This is a genomic window from Rhizobacter sp. P2_D12 (assembly GCF_056404395.1).
Map to the genome: position 1 here is coordinate 1 of NZ_JBFUEB010000098.1, position 23,081 is coordinate 23,081.

Consider the following 23,081-nt stretch of genomic DNA (forward strand, 5'->3'; position numbering starts at 1 on the left):
GCACGCAGCCGGCCGCGCCGCCCGCAGCTGCGGCCGCCGGCGGCCGGCTGCACTTCGGCGACTGGACGCTGGACCTGCACGAGCGCGAGCTGCGCGGCCCGGGCGGCCTGCCCTGCCCGCTGACGCCGGCCGAGTTCCGCCTGCTCGAGGCCTTCGTCGGCCAGCCGGGCCGGGTGTGGACGCGCGACCAGCTGCTCGAGCACACGCGCAGCCTGGACACCGAGGTGTTCGACCGCAGCATCGACGTGCTGATCCTGCGCGTGCGGCGCAAGATCGAGCCGAACCCGAAGCACCCGCGCTACATCTGCACCGAGCGCGGGCTGGGCTACGTGTTCGCGGTCCCGGTGACGACCGACCATGAGCGGACCGCGTGAGCTGACGCCGAGCCTGGGCCCGCGCGCGCAGCGGGTGCGCACGCGCCTGATGACCGCGTTCGTGATCCTGCTCGCCGCGGCCGTCGCGCTGGCCGTGGTCGGCTGGCTCGGCATGCAGCGCACGCAGCACGAGCTCGGCGCCTACGAGGACGAGGTGCTGCCGCAAATCGCGCAGGCGCTCGAACTGGCCGAGCGCACCACCCGCCTGGCCGCCACCGCGCCCAACCTGGCCGATTCGCGCACGCCCGAGAGCCTGGACGCCAACGCGACCCTCGCGCGCGGGCTGATCAGCGAGATCCGCCAGCGTTCCGGCGAGATCGACACGCAGAGCCGGCTGAAGGCCGTGGTCGAGCCGCTGATCGAGCGCGGCGACAGCAACCTGCTGCGGCTGGCCGAGCTGACCCAGATGCGCCAGCAGGTGCGGCAGCGTCTGCAGACGCAGATGGAGCGGCTGGAAGACGTCGGCAACCGGCTGCATGCACGCGGCGCGCCGCCGCGCAACGGCGACCCGGTGCTGACGCAGGTGTGGTCCAGCCTGGTGCTGGGCGCGAGCGTCGACACGCCGGCCACGCTGGGCCGGCTCGAGGCCGACGTCGAGGCGCTGCTGCTGGCGGCGGACCGGCGCGAGGCCTACGCGGGCCTGGGCGATGTGTTCCGCGCCACGCTGCGCGAGCTGTCGATCGGCCCGGCCGGCATCCTGCGGCTGCGGCGCGAGCAGATCGGCCTGGACAGCCGCAGCGGCTCGCTGATCCTGCTGACGCGCACCAATGCCGACGAGCTGAGCGAGCAGGTCTCGCGCCATGTCGCCACGCTGCGCCGCACCGCGCAGGCGCGCAGCGACGGCGTGTCGCAGGCGATCACGTCGGGCAAGACCGGGCTGCTGCTGCTGACGCTGGTGTGCGGCGCGATCGCGCTCGGCGCGACGGCCTACGTGCACCGGCTGGTCAGCGGCGTCGAGCGCATCACGCTGTCGATGTCGCGCCTGGCACGCGGCGACACCTCCGTCGGCCCGTTGGAGAAAGCGCCGGCCACGGCACGGCGCGACGAGCTGGGCGCGCTGGCGCGCACCTTCGAGGTGTTCCGCGACAACCTGCTCGCCAAGCAGCAGCTGGTGGCCGACCTGCGGCGCCAGGGCGAGCTGCTCGCGGCGGTGCACAGCAGCATGAACGACGGCCTGGCGGTGTTCGACCGCGACGGCCGGCTGCGGCTGTGGAACGAGCCGCTGGAACGCATGCTGGCCGGCCATGGCGTGCGGCCGGCCGCCGGCCAGCAGCCGCGCCAGCTGGTGACGCAGCTGATGTCGCAGTCGGCGCGGGGCATCGCGTGGAGTGCCCCCGGCGTCACCGAGCGCCGGTCGGTCGATGCCGGCCGCATGCCGCCGTTCACCGCGCATGCGCACGTCGAGCTGTACCTGCCGGACAACCGCGTCTACGACGTGCGCAGCCGCGCGATGCCCGACGGCGGCGTGGTCAGCCTGGTGACCGACCTGACCGAGCGCCGCGCGATCGAGGTGCAGCTGCAGCACGCCTTGCGGCTGGAGATGCTGGGCCAGCTGACCGGCGGCGTGGCGCACGACTTCAACAACTACCTGGGCACCATCGTCGGCACGCTGGGGCTGCTGGAAGCGCAGCCGGCGCTCGACGACGCCGGCCGCGCGCAGCTGCAGCGCGCCGGCCGGGCCGCCGAACGCGCGAGCGCGCTGACGCGCCGGCTGCTGGCCTTCGCGCGGCGCCAGCCGCTGCAGGCCGAGTCGGTGGCGGTGGATGCGATGGTCGAGGAGATGGCCGACCTGGTCGAGTACAGCGCGGGCAGCGACGTGCAGGTGACGCTGTCGCTGCAGGCCGGCGATGCGCGCGTGCACCTGGACCGCGGGCAGCTGGAGAACGCGCTGCTGAACCTGGTGATCAACAGCGCCGCGGCGATGCCCGGCGGCGGGCGGCTGGAGATCGCGACGCGGGTGGAGGGCGGCGAGCTCGAGCTGCGCGTCAGCGACACCGGCAGCGGCATCCCCGAGGCCTTGCGCGAGAAGGTGTTCGAGCCCTTCTTCACCACCAAGGCCGACGGCGAAGGCAGCGGGCTCGGGTTGTCGATCGTCTACGGATTCGTCAAGCAGTCGGGCGGGCGCATCGCGCTTTCGAGCCGCACGGGGGAAGGCACCAGCGTCACGCTGCGCTTTGCCCTCGATGCGAGCGCGGTGGCGGCGCTGGCCGCCCCGGTGCAGGCCACCGACGCCGGCTGGCCGGTGTCGTCGGTGCTGCTGGTGGACGACGACGAGGCGTTCCGCAGCACGGTGGCCGAGATGCTGTCGGCCGCCGGCTGCAGCGTGCGCGCGGTGGCCAGCGCCGAGCGCGCGCTGCACCTGCTGGGCCAGGGCTCGGCGCCGCAGCTGATGCTGTCGGACGTGCGGCTGGGCGACGGCATGGGCGGGGTGCAATTGGCGCAGACCGTCGCCAGCGGCTGGCCGCAGGTACGGGTCGGCCTGATGTCCGGCATGCCGGTGGAGGCCTTCTCGTCGCAAGCCGGTTGGGGCCGCGGCTGGCCATTCCTTCAGAAGCCTTTCGATGCCGGCGCCTTGCGCCACTGGCTGGGCGGCATGCTGTAGCCTGGATGCAGCGCAGCGGAATCCGGGGATCCCCGCCAGTTCAACGATCCCGGATTGGCATCCGGGCTGCTAACGCTCACGCGCAGCCTCCTGCGCCACCTTCTTCACCGGCGACAGCAGGTACTCGATCACGGAGCGCCGCCCCTGCTGCACCTCGGCCGTCACGGCCATGCCGGGATTCAGCAGCAGCTTCTCTCCGGTGGCTGCGCTGGTCAGCACCGGGCTGTCGATCTGCACGATGGCACGGTAGTTCAGCTGCGGCTGGCCCGGCTGCTGTGCCGGCTGCTGTTGCTGCTGCTTCGGGTCGGCCGCATCGGCGCTGACCAGGATCACGCGGCCGTCGAGCAGGCCGTACTTCTGGAACGGGTAGGCGGCCACCTTCACCTTGGCGAGCTGGCCGACGCTGACGAAGCCGACGTCCTCGTTGTGCAGCTGCACCTCGGCCTGCAGCGGCTCGCCCTGCGGCACGATGTTCATCAGCAGCGCGCCGGCCGACACCACCGCGCCGCGCGTGGTGGTGGCGAGGTCCTTCACAATGCCGGCGTTCGGCGCGCGGATCTCCAGTTGGCCGGCGCGCACCGTCGACTTCTGCAGCTCCTGGTCGCTGCGGTTCAGTGTGGCCAGCGTCTCGATGCGCTCGTTCTCGAGCTGCGAGCGGTACTGCGAGCGCAGCGCCGCCAGCTTGCGTTCCGACTGCGCGACAGCCAGCGCGCCGCTTTGCACGTTGGCGGTCTGCACCTTCACGTCCTGCTCGCGCTCGGTGGCCTCGCGGCCCTTCTCGTTGGCCGCGAGCTCGCCGACGAAGCCTTCCTTGACGAGCTGACGGTAGGCCTGCGCCGACTGCTGGTAGCTCGGCAGCGTCTGCGTCAGCTTCGACAGCTGCTGCTGCGCCGCCTGCAGGTCGGCCTGCGCGCGGGCGTGGGTCTGCTGCTCCTGCGCGGCGGCATCGAGGTAGGCCTGACGGCGCGCGCGGAACTGCGCGTCGACCTGGGCGTACAGCAGCGGCGGCTCGCCGCGGCCGGGCAGCAGCGGCTGGTCGGCCAGCTCGGCCTCGATGCGGCGCAACGTCAGCTTCTTCAACGCCACCTCGTGGCCGAGCGCCGTGGTGTCGGCTTGCGACGCCCGCGCATCCAGCTTCAGCAGCAGCTGGCCCTCCTTCACCGCGTCGCCGTCCTTCACCAGGATCTCGGTGACGACGCCGGCCTCGGCCGGCTGTACGAGCTTGGTGTAGCTCACCGGCACCAGCCGCCCCTCGGCCGTCGCGATGATGTCGAGCTGGGCGAAGACCGACCACGCGAGCAGCAGGCCCACCAGCAGCGCTACCGTCAGCAGCAGCACCCGCGGCAGGCGCGACGGCGGGCGCTCCTGGATCGCGAGCAGGTCGGGCGCGAAGTCCAAAGCATCCGGGTCGAGCAAGGTGGAGGCCATCTCAACTCTCCGCATTGCGTGATTCCTGCGCCACCGCCTGCAGCATCTGCGCCCCATCCGCATGCAGCTGCACCACCGCATCGATCTTCAGCAGCTTGGGCAGGTTGTGCGTGATGAACAGCATCGTCACCCGCCCCTTCAGCGCGTTGATCGTCTTCGCGAAGCTCTCGGCCGTGTCGTGGTCCAGCGCCGACGTGGCCTCGTCGAAGATCAGGACCTTCGGGCCCTTCAGCAATGCGCGGGCGATCGCCAGCCGCTGCTTCTGCCCGCCCGACAGCCCGCTGCCGCGCTCGCCGATCTCGGTCTGATAACCCTGCGGCAGCGCCTCGATCGTCGTGTGGATGCCCGCCATCTTCGCGGCCTGCACCACCTGCTCGAAACTCGCGGCCGGGTTGCCGGCGCGCAGGTTGTCGAAGATGCTGCCGCTGAACAGCACCGTCTCCTGCGGCACCACGCCGAAGTGCGCGCGCAGCTCGTTGGCCGCCATGTGGCGGATGTCGACGTCGTCGATGCGGATCTGCCCCTGGCTCGGCTGGTAGAAGCCCATCAGCAGCTTCGCGAACGTGCTCTTGCCGGTGCCCGACGGGCCCATGATCGCCACCGTCTGCCCCGGCTGGATCGTCAGGTTCAGGTCCTGGTACAGCAGCGGCAGGTCATCGGCATAGCGGAAGCCCAGGTTGCGCACCTCGATGCGGCCGGCACCGCCGGTCTGCCGCTGCGGCGTCGTCGAATACGGCTCGGCCGGCGCGTTCATCACGTCGCCCAGGCGCTGCACGCTCAGCGAGGCCTGCTGGAACTGGCTCCACAGCCCGACGATGCGCAGCACCGGCTGGCTCAGCTTGCCGGCGAACATCTGGAAGGCCACCAGCATGCCGATCGTGAAGCTCGGCTCGGTCATCACCGTGTACGCGCCCACCATCAGGATCAACAGCGTCTGCAGCTGGTCCAGCGTGGTCGCGAAGATGTTGTAGGTGTTGGCCGTCTGCTTGGTCTTGAAGCCCGATTGCAGGTAAGTGGCCAGGTAGCCCGCGAAGCGCTGGCGCAGCTGCGGCTCCATCTGCAGGCTCTTCACCGTCTCGAAGCCGGCGATGTGCTCGGTGACGAAGGCCTGGTTGCGCGCGCCCAGCAGGAACTGCTCGTTCAGTCGTGCCTGGAACAGCGGCGCGATCACGACGCTCGCCACGCCGATGACCAGCAGGATGCCCAGCGCGACGCAGGTCAGCAGGGCGCTGTACCAGAACATCAGCGCCAAGCAGATCACCAGGAACGGCAGGTCGAGCACCAGCCCGACGGCCGCGCCCGAGACGAACTCGCGGATCGTCTCCACCGCATGCAGCCGCGCCGCCACCACGCCGGTGGGCCGGTGCTGGAAGTAGCGCAGCGGCAGGCGCAGCAGGTGCTCCCAGATGGCCGCGCCCAGCACGGCGTCGACGCGGTTGCCGGTGTGCAGCACCAGGTACTGGCGCACCCAGCTCAGCAGGCTGGTGAAGACGGTGAAGATCGCCATCGCGATGCCGATCGCCACCAGCGTGCTCTGCGTGCGGTGCACCACCACCTTGTCGATGATGGCCTGCGTGAAGAGCGGCGTCGCCAGCGCGATCAGCTGCAGCGCCAGCGAAGCCAGCAGCACGTCGCGCCACACCTGGCGGTGCTTCATCAGCTCGGGCACGAACCAGCGGAAGCCGAAGGCGGGCGTGGCCGAGGCCCCATCCGGATCGGTGGCCGCCGCGGCGACCGGCGCGGCCAGCCAGGCGTCGCCGGTGATCGCCTGCGCGAACGCATCGTTCTCAAGCGCCTGCGGTGTCGCGCTGCCGGCACGGAACAGCACCACCTTGCCATCGGCCACCGCGGTGACGATGCCGATCACCGGCGCGTCTGCAATGGCGTCGTCGGGTGCTTGGGCTTTCAGCGCGACCAGCAGCGGGAACACCATGCGTTCGATGCGCGAGGCCTTCAGCACGACCTGGCGCACCTTGAAGCCGAGCGCACGCCCGGCCGCGATCACCGTGGCCTGCGTGCACGGCGGCGGGAACTCGCGTGCCACCAGCTCGGCCGAGAACGGCTGCCGGTGCAACGCGCAGAGTGATCCCAGCGCCCACAGCAATTGCTGCTGCGGCAGCGCGCGCGGCGCCGCCCCTCCCTTCGCCCTGATCATGGACGTCCTCTTCCTCTTTTGTATTGACAGTCTACCGAGCGGGCGCTCGTCCTTCGTTGTTCCTGCATCCCTCTTGTTGGGGATGGACAGGCTCAGGCGGCCAGGCGCCGCAGCGGCGACGCCGCCACCGCATGCACCTGCAGCGACGGGGCCGCATCGGCCGCGTGCAAGGGCGTCGGCAGGCCTTCGCGCACCGGCGTGCTCCGCAGCGAGGCGGCCATCGCGTCCCAGGCCGTGACGGGGGCGGGCATCGCCTTCTCGCTCGGCCCGCTCGTTGACAGAGACGTTGCCGTGACAGGCACCCCCGTTCCGTCGGCCAGCCTGATTGGCTCGAGCTATTTCGATGGCGTTGTAATTCCTGCTCGCAGCGCCATAAACATGAATAGCTGCGCGAATCCGAACCATGCATTCAGAATTGTTAGAACACCTGTTCGCGAAGATAATCCAAAATAGAGAAAGGCGGACGTTCGCCCCCCTCCTGGCCCTTGAGATGGATACTCTTTGAACAGGAGACCTATAGCAAGCACCAGTAGCAAAGCTGCAGCAAACAAGATCAACCATCGTGATCTGGCGTCTGGGAATGCTCTTTCGCTTCCCTTTGGGACCCAAAGGCAGCCAACTACCGCCAGCATCCCCGCTGTTAACAGCGTAAAAGCAAGAAATACCTCGACGAATCCTGGGTCAAACGATCTCGATGCAACTTGAACAACGCCCTTGAGCGGTGCAATCAAAGCGCGAGCACCGTCGCGGAGCGCACCCAATTGCTCTCCTGATGGCAAGAGCACACCTGTGCCCACTGTCAGAATCCAATAGAACAGGAACAGCCACTTGAAGCGACGGCCTCTTTTATCTCGCTGAGATCTGCTCTCCACTGGCACATCCTCTTTGTTGATTGTCATTAATATTTCCATTCAACCAGATTAATCGCAGAATCCGCCCTGCCTCTCCCGTGAAGATGCCGACAAGCGCTCGAACTGCACCAGCTCCAAACAGGAGTGCAGCGCCAAAACAGACGATGCGACGAAAGACGACCCACCCTTTGGCGAGCGCTCGCTCGTTCTCGGAAGCAGCACGATCCGCGCGCATCATGAAGTACAGCGGGATGCCCAGGATCAGAAGAAAAGATGCGATCGATGCCATTCGGTTGACGCCCGGAGCAGGCCGGTGGCTCGCTGGCCGTCCGAGCGCTGAAAGGGCGTACAGCGCGTCCGACCGAAGCACGTGCTTGATCCCATCCATGACCGCCGCACCTTCATGCCACGTGTCATGGATGAAGAGCAACCCGCAGCGTCAGCCTGCTCGTCATCCCGCCCTCGATCCACGGTCCGTCCTTGTGCATCTTGAAGCGCTGTCCGGGCAACCCTGATGCGACCGGCCCATCGATGCGCTGCAAGGGAAAGGCAGTCAGTCGTTTCCACAACAGCGCGATCCACAACGGCGCCTCGAACTGCGCACGTTCGTTGTTCCGCACCTGGCTCATCAGCTGCCGCCCCGGCACCGAGAACACCCGGTCCGAATCCGACACCCACAGCCGCGGCGATGTGGCCGCGCCGACAAGCGCACCACCGATGACAACGTCCGTCATGTCTTCTTCCTTCTCCCTGTGGACCGCTTCAGCCTAGCCACGCCGCGCCGCAAAGCCAGCGCCGCGCGCACCCCCTGAAGAGGGACATCTACAAGGCAGATGGCGGCATGAGCAATCGCTATGGCTCGCTGCTTTCAAAGACTGCCGGAACCTGCTACTCGCCCTGCAACAAGCGCTCATACCCCGACAGCGCGCCCGCCAGGCTGTAGCCCATCGCATCGCGCCGCGCGCCGTCGCGCAGCAACTGCGATGCCGAAGGCGAGTGCACCCCCTGCAGCACCGCCTCGGCAATCGCATCCGGCTCGAAGAACGGCACCAGCCGCCCGTTCTCGCCATCGCGGATCACCTCGCGCACCGGCGCGGTATCCGATGCGACGATGGGCACGCCGCAAGCCATCGCCTCCAGCAGCGACCAGCTCAGCACGAACGGATACGTCAGGTACACGTGCGCCGCCGACACCTGCAGCACCCGCAGGTACTGCGCGCGCGGCAGCTTGCCGGTGAAGTGCGTGCGCGCGGGGTCGAGCTTCACCTCGCGCAGCATCTTCTCGCGCCAGTTCGGCGCGTCCTTCGCGCGTTTGCCGTAGCTCACGCCGTCGCCGCCGACGATCAGCGCATGGCAGCTCTTGTGCCGCTTCTGGATGCGCTCCAGCGCGCGCATGAAGACGTGGAAGCCGCGGTACGGTTCCAGGTTGCGCGCCACGTACGTGATCACCGGATCGCCCGCCTTCAGCACCGCACCGCTGCGCGTCTTCACCGCGGCCTTGGCGTCCGGCGCCAGCCCCTCGGTGTCGATGCCCTCATGCTGCACGCCGATCTTCGGCTGGAAGATCGCCGGATGCCGGCTGCGCTGCCACTGCGTCGGGCTCACCGCCGCATCGCAATGCGTCAGGTTCAGCGTGTGCAGCGCGTTCCAGGTGCGCACGCGCGCCCGGTCGTCGAAGCTCAGTGGAAACTCCGGGTCGAAACCCAGGTCGGCCCCCTCGGGCTCGTAGTACCACTCGCACAGGTGCACGAGCCGCGCAGCGGGGTAGACGTCTTTCGCGAACAGCGTCTCGCCCCAACCCGGGTGCGCCAGGATCACGTCGGGCACGAAGCCGTCGTGGCGCAGTTTCAGCATCGCCCGCGCCGCCGCCTGGCCATGCAGCGTCGCCGCTTCCATCTGCCGCAGGTAGCCGTGCTGGTGCGCATGCGGCACGCGCGCCAGCTTGTAGCGCACCAGGCCGTCGAAGCCGGGCAGGCCCGGCGCCGTCTCGCGGCCCAACGCCCGCACGTCCCAGCCCGGGCGCTGCGCCCAGGCCGTGACCAGGTGGCCGAACTGGCCGGGGAAGTTCTGATGGATCACCAACACGCGCATCGCGGCTCTCTCCTTCGCGGTCCTGCAGCGCCCGCTGCGCGGCCTGCCGATGATGCGCAATCGGCAGGCCACGGCACATCCGTGCCGTTCCTGGGTACGTTTGGCAGGACGTCAGAGCGCATGCTCGCGGCGCACCGGCAGGGCCTGCCGGTTCGTCGCGAGGCCCGCCAGGGCCAGGTCACTGGACAAGCCGTCATCGGCCACCGCCACGATCGGCGTCGGCAGGCCTTCGCGCACCGGCGTCACCCGCAGCGAAGCCGCCATCGCGTCCCAAGGCGTCACCACAGCCGGCATCGCCTTCTCGGTCGGTGCGCTGCTCGACAACGCCGTCGCCGTGACCGGAACCCCCGTGCCATCGGCCAGCTTGATCGTCTCGATCTTGTTGGCCGTGCCCACGTAGTAGTTGGTGATCGTCAGCTTGTCGCTCGTGCCGCTGATGCCCAGCACCMGGTTGTTGCCACTGCGCACCTGCGTGAGCTGCGCCGCGCTGATGCCGGTGCCGATCTCGATGCGGTCGGTGCTGCCGCCCGCGTCGGTGATCGTGTCCTGTCCGTCGCCGCGGCCCCAGCGGTAGACGTCGTTCGACGTGGTCACCGTGTCGTTCATCAGATCATTGCCCGCGCCGCCGTAGTACGTGTCGTTGCCCCCTGCCCCCGTCAGCGTGTTGGCCCCGCCGTTGCCGAACAGCAGGTTGTCCAGCCCGTTGCCGGTGCCATTGACGGGATTGTTGCCGATCAGGTTCAGGTTCTCGACGTTGGCCGCCAGGCTGTCGATGGTGACCAGGCTGTTGAGGGTGTCGGTGCCGCCGCCGGACGCCTCGGTGATCGTCTCGCCGGCCACGTCGACGTAGTAGGTGTCGTTGCCGGCACCGCCCGCCATCGTGTCGATGCCTCCCTTGCCATCCAGCACGTTGTTGCCGGCGTTGCCGGTCAAGGTGTTGGCCACCGCATTGCCCGTGCCGTCGATGTTCTGGCTGCCGGTCAGTGTCAGTTTCTCCACCTCCGCCGCGAGCGTGTAGGTGACCGCCTGTGATTCCACCGTGTCGGTGCCGCCGCCGGACAGCTCGGTGATCAGGTCGTTGGTGTCGTCGACGACGTAGGTGTCGTTGCCGGCGCCGCCGGTCATCTGGTCCACCCCGCCCTTGCCATCCAGCCGGTTCGCTCCGCCGTTGCCGACGAGGATGTTGGCGAGCGCGTTGCCGGTGCCGCTGAGGCCAGAACTACCGGTCAGCGTCAGGTTCTCGACGTTGTCGCCCAGCGTGAAGCTGGCGCTGGCCTTCACCTGGTCGATGCCGTCGCCGAGCGCCTCGATCACCTGCTCGGCCGTGTTGTCGACGGTGTAGGTGTCGTCGCCGGCGCCGCCCGCCATCGTGTCGACGCCGCCCTTGCCGTCCAGCAGGTTGTTGCCGGCATTGCCGGTCAGCCGGTTGGCGACGGTGTTGCCGGTGCCGTTGAGCGCCGCGTTGCCGGTGAGCGTCAGGTTCTCGACCTCGTTCTCCAGCGTCCTGGTGATCGACGAGATCACGCTGTCGTTCCCCGATCCGGAATCCTCGGCGACCCAGTCGTTCTCGTTGTCAACGTAGTAGGTGTCGTCACCACCCCAGCCTCGCATCTGGTCTGCACCGCTCCCGCCGTCGAGCGTGTCGTCGAAGTCGGCGCCATTCAGCGTGTCGTCACCGGCCAGGCCTTGCAGATGGCTGGCCACCGGCTTCGCCTGCAAGTAGTCGGCCTCGTCAGTGCCGACGATCTCGCTGAACAGGCCCATGATCTGCGCATCACCCCACACGGTGCCGTCCGCAAACCGCAGCTCCACGGGCCGTGGGGGCCACTGGAAGTACTGCACCACGCGGATCGAATCGGTGGTGCCGGCCACGCTCAGCACCAGGTCCGAATCGACCTGCGATGCGCGCAGGTCGCCGGCCGCAATGCCGGCACCGAACGCGATGGTCTCCAGGGATTCGTCCGTGACAGGCCTCAGGCCGTTGGTGTAGATCACCCCGTTGTTGTCCCGGTCGGCGATCACATCGGCGCCACCGCCCAACTCCAGAACGTACACGTCGGCGCCCGCACCGCCGAGCAGCGTGTCGTTGCCGGCACCGCCCCGGAGCGTGTCGACTCCGAGCCCGCCCGACAGCCGGTCGTTGCCGGCATCGCCGTTCAGCGCGTCGTCGCCGGCCTGCCCCACCAGTTCGTCGTCGCCATCTCCCGCGGACACGCTGCCGCCACCCACCAACCCCACCAGCAGGTCGGCCGCTGCGGTGCCGGCCTGCAGCGAATTGCGCCCGAGCGCGGCCACGATGGCATCGCGGGTGATGCGGTTGTTGCCGGCCAACAGCACCGAATCGAGGCCGAGCCGCACCTCGCCGGTCGTGGCGTCGAAGAATGCATCGATCGTCAGGCTGTCGGTCGTGCCGGCCAGCGAGATCACCAGTGCCTCGCCCTGGCGCTCAAAGCGCAGCCGTGCCCCGTCGATGCCCTGCTGCAAGACCACGGCCGAGTAGCCGCCGCGGTTCTGGGCCCACTCGGCGGCCGAACGGAGGGCGCCGGTGGTGATCCGGTCGGCACCGCTGCCGCCGYCGAAGTCGACCTGGTAGCTGTTCATCGCGCTGACCTCGATGACGTCGTCGCCGCTGCCGCCGTCGAACTCCACCCAGGAGGCCTCGAATCCCGTCAGCGTGTCGTTGCCGCTGCCGCCGCGCAGCGTGTTCCAGCTGCCGTAGGCCCGCAGCAGGTCGTTGCCCTCACCGCCATCGAGGACGTCGACGGCGTCGAGGTAGTCGTTGCGGCGCTGGATCTGGTTGTACGGCACGGTCGCAAGGTCGACCGAGTACAGCCTGTCATCGCCCGCACCGCCGGTGATGGTGTTGCTGGCGCGGCTGCCGTAGAGCACGTTGTCGGCCGCATTGCCTTCCAGGTCGATGTTGCCGATGTTGGCGCCGGCACGCAGGTCTTCGACGTTGGCGTAGTCGCCGCTGCGCAGCGGCGTCGCCGGCTGGCCGAGCAGGCTCTCGACGATGACCGTGTCGATGCCGCCGTCCGCCACCTCGGCGACGACGTCGTTCAGGCCGATGCGGTAGGTGTCGTTGCCGGCCAGGCCGCTCAGCACGTTCGCCGCGGTGTTGCGAGATCCGTCGAGCATGTTCGCCAACGAGTTGCCGCGCCCTTCGATCGCTTCGCTGCCGGCCAGCACCAGGTTCTCGAGGTTCGCAGCCAGCGTGTAGCCGATGCTCGCCTGCACGGTGTCGTTCGTCGAGCGCTGCCGCCCGTCGCTCCACACCCCGGTCTCGATCACGACGTCGCCGGCGTCCTCGACGACGTAGGTGTCGTCGATGTCGCTGCCGCGCATGGTGTCGGCACCAGCACCGCCGTCGATCAGCGTTCCGAGGATCGCCGGCGAGTTGATCCAGTTGTAGTTGGCGGATCCGGCCTTCAGGTCGATGAAATTGTTCAGCGTGTTGCCGATGTAGGTGTAGCGGAACTGGTCTCCCGCCTGGTAGCGCAGGCCGGTCGGCCGGACCAGCGACGTGACGCGCAGGTTCTCCACGTTGTCCGGCAGGGTCATGCTGAAGGCATCCGTCTCGATGGCGTCGACGCCTTCCCCGGCCAGTTCGATCGAGTTCGGATTGCGCGGCGTGAAGTAGCTCCAGTCGGCGGTCCCGAACATCTCGCTGTTGTAGAACCAGCGGTACACGTCGTTGCCGGCACCGCCGTACAGCGTGTCGGCGCCGCCCTTGCCGTCGATCAGGTTGTTGCCGGCGTTGCCGCGCAGCACGTTGGCCGCGCTGTTGCCGGTGGCGCTGAGGTCGAGGTTGCCGCTCAGCGTCAGGTTCTCGACGTTGGCGGGCAGCACGTACGACATCGAGCTCAGCACCGAATCGGTGCCACCGCCAACCTGCTCGACGATCACGTCGCGCGGGTTGTCGACGGTGAACACGTCGTCACCGGCACCGCCGGTCAAGGTGTCCGCCGGGCCGGTGATGCTCGGTCCGGCACGGCTCGCCAGGTCGGCGTAGCTCCAGCGCGTGCCGTCGGCGAACAGCACGCTGCCGGTGCCGACACCGCCGGGCTGGAAGTACTGGTCGATCCACAGCCGTGCACCGCTCGGCAGGGTCAGCACCAGCGAGTCGTTCGCGAGCACGTCGCCCCAGCCGCTCTGGCCGGTGCGGGTCAACGACAGCATCGCCGGCGTGATGCCGGCGGCGAGGCGGATCTCGTTGGCGCCCTCGAAGTCGACGAGGTGGTCCTTGCCGCTGTCCGAGCCGAACAGGTAGACGTCGTCGCCGGCACCGCCGAACAGCGCATCGTCGCCGGTTCCGCCGTCCAGCGTGTCGTTGCCCGCCAGGCCGCTCAGGTCGTCGTTGCCGGCGCCGCCGGTCAGCAGGTCGTTCGATTCGGCATAGCCGTACAGCAGGTCGTTGCCGACCCCGCCCACCAGCGAGCGCGCGCGCAGGTCGGCCGCCGTCCACACGATGCCGGGGCTGGATTCGAAACGCACCTGCTGCACCGGCGGGTTGCCGACCGCCGCCGCGCTGCCCTGGTTCAGCAGTTGCACCTGCCACAGCGTGTTGCCGGCCGCATCGGTGGCCAGCAGGAACAGGTCGTTGCCGTTGTGCCGCACCTGGACGCCGGCCGGGTCGACGCCGACGAGGATGACGGTGTCGCCGCCATCGGTGCCGGCGTCGACGCTGACAAGCGCGTTCAGTCCGCCGCCGGGCAGGATGCGGTAGGTATCGATGCCGCCGCCGCCCACCAGGCGGGTCGCGATGCCGGTGAGCGCGTTGCGTTCGCCGTCGTCCTCGAGCCAGTCGTTGCCGGCACCACCCTGGAGGTAATCGTTGCCGATGCCGCCGATCAGCGTGTCGTCGCCGTCGTCACCGTAGAGCGCATCGTCGTCGACGCCGCCTTCCAGCCGGTCGTTGCCGGCGCCGCCATTGAGCGCGTCGTTCTGCCCGTCGCCGAACAGCAGGTCGTCGCCGGCCTCGCCGTACACGGTGTCGTTGCCGCCGCCACCATGCACGGTGTCGTTGCCGGCACCGCTGATCACGGTGTCGCGGCCGTCGCGTGCGTCCATCGCGTCCGCGCCGGGGCCGGTGTAGATCAGGTCGTCGCCGTCGGTCGCCTGCTCGTTCCCGCTCGCGATCGGCAGCGTGTCCCAGGCCAGCAGGCTGCCGTCGGCAAAGCGGAAGCGGTCGATCCGGTTGCCGACGAACGCGTCGGTGACCGTCAGCACGTCGGCGGTGCCGACGATCCGGACCAGCAGGTCGTTGTTGCTGCGCACGAACTGCACGTCTGCGGGCAGCACGCCCGCGCTGAACTGCACCGTCTCGACGTCGGTTGCGCCACGCGATTCGGCGCTGACGCGGTCGGCGCCGGAGCCGCGGCCGAACACGTAGGTGTCGTTGCCGCCGGCGCCGGTGAAGACGTTGGCGAGGTGGGTACCCCGCATCTCCTCGTCGAGGAAGCTGCCGTCGATCTGCGTGCTGCCGGCCACGTTGATGCCATCGATCAGCACGCCCTTGGCCGCCAGCTCGGCAAAGCTGAGCTGCGTTCCATCGGCGAAGCGAACGATGTCGAACGAGGTCGACAGCGACTGCCAGTCGGTGCCGCTGAAAGCCAGCACCAGGTAGTCCCCGGCATCGCCGTACTCGAGCGTCAGGCGGACCACGCCATCGACCGTGCGACGTGCCAGGCGAACTGTTTCGGGCTCGATCGTCTCGTCGAGATCGATGACGTTCGCGCCGCGGGTCTCGACGGTCTGCAACCGCGAGGATCCCAGCACCCGGTCGATGCCGTCGCCCAGGCTCACGCCGATCGTGATGCCCCCCAGGTCGCCGCCCCAGTCGTAGGTGTCGTTGCCGCCTGCGCCCTGCATCCAGGTGTCGCCATGATCCGTGCGCAAGGAATCGCCCGCGCGCCCGCCGGCGAGCCCGCCACCGCCGATCGGTGCCACCAGCTGCAGCGGATCGATCATGGTGCTGCGCAGCAGCTCGGACAAGGTCTTGACCGAGCCGTCGGCCAGCTCGAAACGCGACACCGCGCCCTGCATGCCGTTCCTGATCAGCAGGAAGCGCTCTCCGATCTGCAGCACCAGGTCGTCGGGGTTCGAGCCCTTTCTCGTCGAGACCACAGCGCCCTCCTCGATCACCAGGCGGTTGCTGCCCTGGCTGTCGGCAATGAACTCGATGAAGTCGCCCGTCGGAAGATCGGACTCGCGGATGATGTAGGTGTCGTCGCCGGCACCGCCGTCGAGCACATCGAGCCCGGCACCGCCGTCCAGTTCGTCGTCGCCCGCGCCGCCGTAGAGTGCGTCATCACCGTCACCCCCGCGCAAGCGGTCGCGGCCATTGCCGCCGACCAGCGTGTCGTTGCCGAGCCCGCCGTCGAGATCGTCGTCACCGGTCAGCGTGGAAACGGCCGTGCTCGTCGTCTCGTCCTCGCCGGACAGCCAGTCGTTGCCATTGCCACCGCGCAGCGTGTCGTCATTGCCGCTGCCCAGCAGCACATCGTCGCCATCGCCACCGTCCAGCGTGTCGCTGCCATGCAGGTCGGACGGGAGCGCGCCGGTCTCCGCATCGCCGATCAGGCGGTCGCTGCCGGCCCCACCCAGCAATGAATCGCTGCGGCCGCCGCCATACAGCGTGTCGTTGCCGTCTTCGCCGTACAAGGTGTCGTCGCCGTGCGACGCGGCCACCGCATTCGCGAGCGTTCCGTCGCCCCACAGCACGTCGTTGTCGGCGCCGCCGTGCAGTTCATCGCGGGCGCCACCGCCGATCAGCAGGTCGGCACCGAGGCCCCCGCTCAGCAGGTCGTCGCCGCAGTACTCGGTCGCCAGGCCGTCGTGGTCGCCGTACAGCGTGTCGGCACCGGCATCGCCGAACAGCTGGTCGGAGCCGCCGCCGCCGACCACCTTGTCGTTGCCGTTGCCGCCGAACAGCAGGTCGTTGCCGTGACGCGCGGGATCGAGCCCGTTGCTGCCGAAGGATCGCTGCGTCAGCACATCGACCAGCGGATCGGTGGAATAGGCCGGGCCGTCGCCATATACCAGGTCGTTGTCGTCACCGCCGAAGACCCGGTCGTTGCCGGCACCGCCGGAAAGCGCATCGTTGCCGGCCTCGCCGAAGACCAAGTCATCACCACCACCGGCATTGACAACATCGTCGCCGGCACCGGCATGTACCGTGTCCTGCCCGCTGTGGCGCGCGGTGTTGAACTCGTCGAGGTAGGTGGGCGCGGCCGGGTTGTAGCCGAACCAGCCCGTCATGCTGTGCCCGGTCACCGCCATCGACGACGTGGCGCTGTTGTAGACATCGCCGGCGGCCGAGGTGACCGTGGTCCAGTTGCCGGCCGGCGGCGTCCAGTTCAGGTAGTTGGACTGCGAGAACCCGGTGAAGTCGATGTTGCCGAGCGGATCGACCGCCTCCATGCGCAGCCAGGTGGTCGTCTCGCCATTGCGCACGTTGGGGTCCTGGGCGCGCACCTGGTAGAGGTAGCCCATGTTGCCGTTGAACTGGCGGTAGTAGGTTCCGGCGCCCCAGTTGCTGCTGTTGTCGCCGACGCCATACGTGTCGGAGCTGAGGCGCGGCAGGCCCAGGTCGCCGTCGCTCAGGATGATGTCGGCACCGGCACCACCCACCAGCACATCGCCGCCCGCGCCGCCGAACAGGATGTCGTTGACGCCGCTGCCGACGACCGTGTCGTTGCCGCGGCCACCATCGAGCACATAACCTTCCTGCAGATGGGTCGGCGCGGCCGGAGTGCCGGCGATGGCCTCGGCAAGCGTCTGCTGGACGACGGCATAGATCTGGTCGTTGCCGTCGCGTCCGCGCGCCATCATCGTGACGTCTGCCGCCCAGGGGTTGTCGACCGAGCCCAGCCCGCCTTCGATCACGTCGTTGAAGTTGCCGCCTTCGACGAATCCGAGGTTGGCCAGCAGGCCGTTGCGCAGCGTGACCGGGCCGGTCAGTTGCGGGTGCGTCTCCGTCGGGTCGTAGCGGTAGCGCCGCATGCCGGCGTCGGTGCCCAGGTCGAGTTCCACACTGCCACCGGCAGGCGGCGCAGGCGTCGCAGCCACATCGCTCAACGTGATGCCGACATTCTTCTCGGGGCTCCAGTTGCGGATCGTGATGGGCTGGCTCACGCCGGCCAAGCGGATCGTCAACGTGTTGCCGAGCTCGGACGTCGTCAGCTCGTAGAGCACGCGGCCATCATCGGTGCGCCAGATGCCGTCGGCATACTTCTTCGCACCTTGGCCCTTCAGCTCCCCGAAGCCGACGACGTCGATGACGCCCTGGCCATCGCTGTCGGTGATCCAATCGCCGCCGGCGTCGCCCGAGAAACGGTAGCGGTCGAGGCCGACACCGCCATACAGATAGTCGGGGCCGGTGCCGCCGTCGAGGATGTCATTGCCTTCGCCGCCGATCAGGTAGTCCGAACCGGCGCCGCCCAGAAGGATGTCGGCCCCATTGCGGCCAATCAGCAGGTCGTTGCCTGCGCCGCCATCCAGGTTGTCAGCCTGGTCGCTGCCGAGAATCCCGTCCGCCGTCTCCGATGCGTTCCCCATCCAGCTGACGCTCGCAGCACCCGCCGCAACGTGCCAAGCTCTGATGGTCTTCGTCGCACCTTCCGCGATGTTGCCGGCGTCTTCGGCCAAACCCCAGATGACTTCCCCGACGTTCCTGAGGGAACGCTCGGAGGCCCGGGACATGTCGATGTTCAGCATCGGTCCGTCGATCGAGACGAGTTCGCTCGCGTAGGGCGTCTCCTTGTCATCCGCGATCCCCAGCAAGATTCGAAGCACTTCGTCGCGAACTGTCAGGCGCCCCTGCGACCACCCCAATTCGAAGACCTTTTGAAGGTCCTGCAGCAACGCCGGAGTGGCCTGGATGCCGGCCGGTGCAAACGCGAGCACCGTGAAGATGGTCTTTTGCGAATTGGTCAGGTCGTTGCCGAATCCGACCAACCAGGTCCCATTGAGGTGTCCGAGTTTGGAGGCCGCGGTCATCACTTGAGCTTGGAAGCTCTGGTATTCGGGACTGCCCACGTCGCCATAGATCGTCTTGGCCGACTCCAGCATCCTCCTCGCGAGCAAGTCCGAATCGGTGCTGAGATAGTCATCCCAAAGAATCTCGATACCCTTGCCTGCTGCATAACCGACCAACACGCTGACGCCGATGGCCGCGAGCGCACCAAGCGCAACGACACCAATCGGCCCGGTCCCTGCCATGCCGACGACAAACGCCCCGAGCGTCGCACCGGTCAGTTCCGTCGCCAGCATTCCCGCCATGACGCCCGTGGTCGTCCTCGCGACGTCGTTGGAGGTTCCCGTTCTCGCCATGTCGAAGATCTGCCATGCGCCGACTGCGAATCCGAATGCCTTCATCATGCCTTTGGCAAACGGCAGTACCGAATCCGGCCCGACACCGCCGCCTCGCTGGTATGCCATGCGCGTCCGCTCCAGCAGCTTCTGGGTCTTCTTCATTTCCCCGAGAAAGCGAAGATCTGCTGCCGTCTTGTCCGGCCACGACGCTGCGGCGGCGTTTGCCTTCTCAAACAGCTTCGTGATGGCGGTCATTTCCTTCAGCTTCTCGAGAACCTCGGCGGCACCCTGCTCGCGGAGGCCCCCCGAGCGCACGACGTCGCTCGAGAATCTCATGACGGAAGCGAAGGCACCCTCGACGGTCGTTGCGCCCATCCCGGCCCAATCTGAATCGGACGGATCCCTGAAAGCCGCCATCCAACGATCTGTGAAGTCACTCATCTGAACCCCCTGCTTGTGAATATCAATCGGTGTGGTGCGAGACGAAGGCGCATCGCGACGACACGGCGTCCCCATGAAGCGCTGATGCGACATGGAAGTGCCCGTACGGATTGATTGCTCGCGACTCGACGAGTCGAACACCCGAGGCGCCCATCCTGACCTCGGGCGGGCAACATGCGTGCGCACGCGACAAGGGCTGGCGCCCTTTCCTCCTCAATCTCATCTTCTTCTTGCTCCGTCCCTTTTGCGAACCAGTCTATCCGGGCCGCGGCACACTGCGCGACGCAGCATCGTCCCCATTCTTGGGGATGGACTCTTCGACAACGGTCCGCCAACGCGCCCTCATCCACCTCACAAGGACACCCGAATGGAACATCGCAGACTCGGCTCAAGCGGCTTCAAAGTCCCCGTCCTCAGCCTCGGCACCGGCACCTTCGGTGGTGGTGGCGAGTTCTTCGGCGCCTGGGGCAAGACCGATGCCGACGGCGCGCGCCGCCTGCTCGACATCTGCCTCGACGCCGGCCTGAACATGTTCGACAGCGCCGACATCTACTCCGCGGGCGCGGCCGAACAGGTGCTCGGCCAGGCCATCGCGGGCCGGCGCGACAAGGTGATCATTTCCACCAAGGGCACGTTCCGCCTCGGCGACGGTCCGAACGACGTCGGCTCGTCGCGCCACCACCTGCTCGACGCGGTGCACGCCTCGCTGAAGCGGCTCGGCACCGACTACATCGATCTCTACCAGCTGCACGGCTTCGACGCGCAGACGCCGGTCGAAGAGACGCTGCGCACGCTGGACGACCTGGTGCGCGCCGGCAAGATCCGCTACCTGGGCGTCTCCAACTTCTCGGGCTGGCACCTGATGAAGTCGCTGGCCGCGTCCGAACGGCTCGGCCTCTCGCGCTACGTCGCGCACCAGGCCTACTACTCGCTGATCGGCCGCGACTACGAATGGGAACTGATGCCGCTGGCGCTCGACCAGGGCGTCGGCGCCGTGGTCTGGAGCCCGCTCGGCTGGGGGCGTCTGACCGGCAAGATCCGCCGCGGCACCGGGCTGCCGGCGCAAAGCCGCCTGCACAAGACGGCCGAGTTCGGGCCGCCGGTGCCCGACGAACAGCTGTTCCGCGTGATGGACGCGATCGACGCCGTCGCGAAGGAAACCGGCAAGAGCGTGCCGCAGATCGCGCTGAACTGGCTGCTGCAGCGGCCCACGGTGGCCAACGTGATCATCGGCGCGCGCGACGAGGCCCAGCTGCGCGACAACCTGGGCGCGATCGGCTGGACGCTGAGCCCGGCGCACATGAAGCTGCTCGACGAGGCCAGCACGGTGACCCGACCGTACCCCTACTGGCACCAGCAGAGCTTCGAGCGCAACCCGTTGCCGGTGTGACGGTTCAGGCCGGCGCCGCGGCGCCGGCCTCGACGTCTTTGTCGGCCGGGCCGGTGCGCGCCGGGCCATCCCAGCGCGCCGGATCGGGCGACCACCCGAGCGCCTGCGGCTGCTGCATCAGCGCGGCCACCGTGCCGCCCAGCTCGATGCCCAGCACCTCGCGCGCTGCCTGCGCGCCGGCGTCGTCGTGGTTCACGGACAGCACGAAGCGCTCGAACAGCGGCCAGTCGCGCGACAGCTGCTGCACCAGGATGCGCGCGAGTTCGTATGACAGCAGGTTGCCGTCGTCGGGCCGGTGGAACGAGCGGCCGGACCAGAACTGCTGCGCCTCGGTTTCGCCCCAGAAGCGCTCGTGCATGGCCTGCAACTCGTGCGGCGTGTGGATCAGCCGCGGCGTGCCGGTCAGGCGGTGCTCGGTGTTGACGGCCAGGCCTTCGTCCAGCCAGGTCGGCAGGTGCAGGTGCGCGAGCGCGCTGTGCGTCATCTCGTGCGCGATCACCGGCTCGATCGCCGTCAGGTCGGCCCGCTTGACGATGAAGTGCGGGCAGCCGGCGTGCACGAACATGCCGCCGCTGAACGCGAAGACCTCGCCGTCGCCGGGTGGGTCCGGGTAGTAGCAGGCGACGTAGGCGTAGTAGTCCTCGTCGTGGTCCATCACCAGCACGATGCTGCGCTGCTGCGCGGCCAGGCCGGCCAATTGCCCGAGCACGCGCGCGACGCGTTCGCGCGTGCGGGCCACGTAGTCGGCGGTGGCCTGCACCACGCGGTTCTCCAGCGATGACAGCACCCAGGCCTGGCCGGTCTCGTGCAGGCGGAAATGATCGCCGAAGGCATCGCGCAGGTGCAACAGCCAGGCCCGCTGCGCCTGCTCGGTGGCGAGTTGCCGGGAGACCTCGTCGGCGATGCCGCTTGTCCAGGCACGGACCGCCCGCCAGTCCATGAACGGCAGGCCGTCGACGAGGCCCATGTGCTGCTGCAGCGAGAAGGTGGGGACCCCGGGCGCTTCGAGTTGCAGCGGCGAGGCCTCGGAGCGCGTGCCGGGCAGCGCCGGCTCTTCGGCCAGGGCCTGCGGCGCCTGCGCCGGCAAGTGGGTGCGCATGATCAGCGCGCCCATGAACGGCAGGATCCAGACGCCGGCGATCAGCCAGCCGCGGCGGCCGTCGAGCCCTTCGGTGCGCAGCACGCGCCGCGTCGCCCAGGCGTTGACCAGCACGAGCAGCGAGAGGACGATCAGGAATGTCATGGGGAGCGATTGGAACAGCCGAGCGATCCCGTTGGCAAACGCGAAACTGTTCTACTGCGACATCCGTCACCGAACGAGGATCCGGGCCATGGCTGTGCGATACAAGGGCGTGTTTCCGGTGGTGCCCACCACCTTCACCGACAGCGGCGAGCTCGACCTGGACAGCCAGAAGCGCTGCGTCGATTTCATGATCGATGCCGGCTCGACCGGGCTGTGCATCCTGGCCAACTTCTCCGAGCAGTTCGTCATCGCCGATGCCGAGCGCGAGCTGCTGACGAAGACCATCCTCGCGCACGTCGCCGGCCGCGTGCCGGTGATCGTGACCACCACGCACTTCAGCACCCGCTTGTGCATCGAGCGCAGCGTGCGCGCCCAGCAACTCGGCGCCGCGATGGTGATGGCGATGCCGCCGTACCACGGCGCGACGCTGCGCGTGCCGGAGGGCCAGTGGGTCGAGTTCTTCTCGCGCCTGTCCGATGCGCTGGCGATTCCGATCATGGTGCAGGACGCGCCGGTCAGCGGCACCACCTTGAGCGCCGCCACGCTGGCGCGGCTGGCGCGCGAGACCGCGAACGTGCGCTACTTCAAGATCGAAGTGCCGCAGGCCGCCGCCAAGCTGCGCGACCTGATCGCGCTGGGTGGCGATGCGATCGAGGGGCCGTGGGACGGCGAGGAGGCGATCACGCTGCTGGCCGACCTGGATGCGGGCGCCACCGGTGCGATGACCGGAGGCGGCTTCCCCGATGGCATCCGGCAGATCGTCGATGCGTATGCGGCGGGGGATCGCGAGGCCGCAGTCGCGGCCTATGCGCGCTGGCTGCCCTTGATCAACTTCGAGAACCGGCAGGGCGGCTTCCTGAGCGCGAAGGCCTTGATGAAGGAAGGTGGCGTGATCGCCTGCGATGCACCGCGGCACCCGTATCCGGCGATGCACCCGGCGACGCGGGCGGGCTTGCTCGACGCAGCGCGCAGGCTGGACCCACTGGTCCTCCGCTGGGCGTAACGCGGTCCCGGATTGCGCTTCGCTTCATCCGGGCTACAGGTCTACTGGTCATGTAGCCCGGATGCCAATCCGGGGATCGTCGTTCACTCCCGCCACATGCGCCCCGCCCAATCCGAGAAGGTCTTGAGCCGCTGAGCTTCCGCCCCGTGGTTGCGCGCCGACATCACGCTCCAGGTGATGTACTGCTC

At 68.4% G+C, this 23,081-nt stretch carries 13 protein-coding genes; 5 read left to right on the forward strand and 8 right to left on the reverse strand.

Going from position 1 to position 23,081, the window contains the following annotated elements:
• On the forward strand, positions 1-374 hold a 374-nt coding region (locus AC1DYN_RS25360; protein ID WP_477964256.1), incomplete at its 5' end, for a winged helix-turn-helix domain-containing protein.
• Positions 358-2,976: an ATP-binding protein gene (locus tag AC1DYN_RS25365; RefSeq protein WP_477964258.1), complete on the forward strand. Its 2,619-nt coding sequence runs from the start codon at positions 358-360 to the stop codon at positions 2,974-2,976. The genes AC1DYN_RS25360 and AC1DYN_RS25365, both read left to right, overlap by 17 nt.
• Positions 2,977-3,045: 69 nt before the next feature.
• Here the strand turns inward: AC1DYN_RS25365 and AC1DYN_RS25370 are convergent, their stop codons facing one another.
• The 7 genes from AC1DYN_RS25370 to AC1DYN_RS25400 all read right to left on the reverse strand — a co-directional run bounded on the left by AC1DYN_RS25370 (position 3,046) and on the right by AC1DYN_RS25400 (position 18,060).
• The gene (locus AC1DYN_RS25370; protein WP_477964260.1) at positions 3,046-4,404 is read right to left on the reverse strand and encodes an HlyD family type I secretion periplasmic adaptor subunit; all 1,359 of its coding nucleotides are present in this window, start codon (positions 4,402-4,404) and stop codon (positions 3,046-3,048) included.
• A 1-nt stretch (position 4,405) separates the two neighbouring features.
• Positions 4,406-6,559, reverse strand: coding sequence for a peptidase domain-containing ABC transporter (locus AC1DYN_RS25375; protein ID WP_477964262.1), 2,154 nt, complete (start codon positions 6,557-6,559; stop codon positions 4,406-4,408).
• A gap of 92 nt (positions 6,560-6,651) precedes the next feature.
• Positions 6,652-6,810, reverse strand: a complete 159-nt coding sequence (locus AC1DYN_RS25380; protein WP_477964264.1) for a hypothetical protein — start codon at positions 6,808-6,810, stop codon at positions 6,652-6,654.
• Positions 6,811-6,894: 84 nt separating this feature from the next.
• Positions 6,895-7,458: a hypothetical protein gene (locus AC1DYN_RS25385; RefSeq protein ID WP_477964266.1), complete on the reverse strand. Its 564-nt coding sequence runs from the start codon at positions 7,456-7,458 to the stop codon at positions 6,895-6,897.
• Positions 7,459-7,823: 365 nt separating this feature from the next.
• Entirely contained in the window at positions 7,824-8,144 is a 321-nt protein-coding gene (locus AC1DYN_RS25390) for a hypothetical protein (protein ID WP_477964268.1), read from the reverse strand.
• A 154-nt stretch (positions 8,145-8,298) separates the two neighbouring features.
• A complete protein-coding gene (locus AC1DYN_RS25395) occupies positions 8,299-9,501 on the reverse strand; it encodes a glycosyltransferase family 4 protein (RefSeq protein WP_477964270.1) in 1,203 nt (400 codons plus the stop codon).
• Between the two features lie 111 nt (positions 9,502-9,612).
• Positions 9,613-18,060: a calcium-binding protein gene (locus AC1DYN_RS25400; RefSeq protein WP_477964272.1), complete on the reverse strand. Its 8,448-nt coding sequence runs from the start codon at positions 18,058-18,060 to the stop codon at positions 9,613-9,615.
• A 661-nt stretch (positions 18,061-18,721) separates the two neighbouring features.
• Here AC1DYN_RS25400 and AC1DYN_RS25405 point away from each other — a divergent pair.
• Positions 18,722-19,261 carry a hypothetical protein gene (locus tag AC1DYN_RS25405; protein WP_477964274.1) on the forward strand — a complete coding sequence of 180 codons (540 nt, stop codon included), beginning with the start codon at positions 18,722-18,724 and terminating at the stop codon, positions 19,259-19,261.
• Between the two features lie 363 nt (positions 19,262-19,624).
• Positions 19,625-20,647, forward strand: coding sequence for an aldo/keto reductase (locus tag AC1DYN_RS25410; RefSeq protein WP_477964276.1), 1,023 nt, complete (start codon positions 19,625-19,627; stop codon positions 20,645-20,647).
• Positions 20,648-20,651: 4 nt separating this feature from the next.
• On the opposite strand, the gene AC1DYN_RS25415 is transcribed toward AC1DYN_RS25410, so the two are convergent.
• A complete protein-coding gene (locus tag AC1DYN_RS25415) occupies positions 20,652-21,890 on the reverse strand; it encodes a hypothetical protein (RefSeq protein ID WP_477964278.1) in 1,239 nt (412 codons plus the stop codon).
• Between the two features lie 88 nt (positions 21,891-21,978).
• On the opposite strand from AC1DYN_RS25415, the gene AC1DYN_RS25420 reads away from it, so the two are divergent.
• A complete protein-coding gene (locus AC1DYN_RS25420; RefSeq protein WP_477964280.1) occupies positions 21,979-22,893 on the forward strand; it encodes a dihydrodipicolinate synthase family protein in 915 nt (304 codons plus the stop codon).
• The last annotated feature ends 188 nt before the right edge of the window (positions 22,894-23,081 follow it).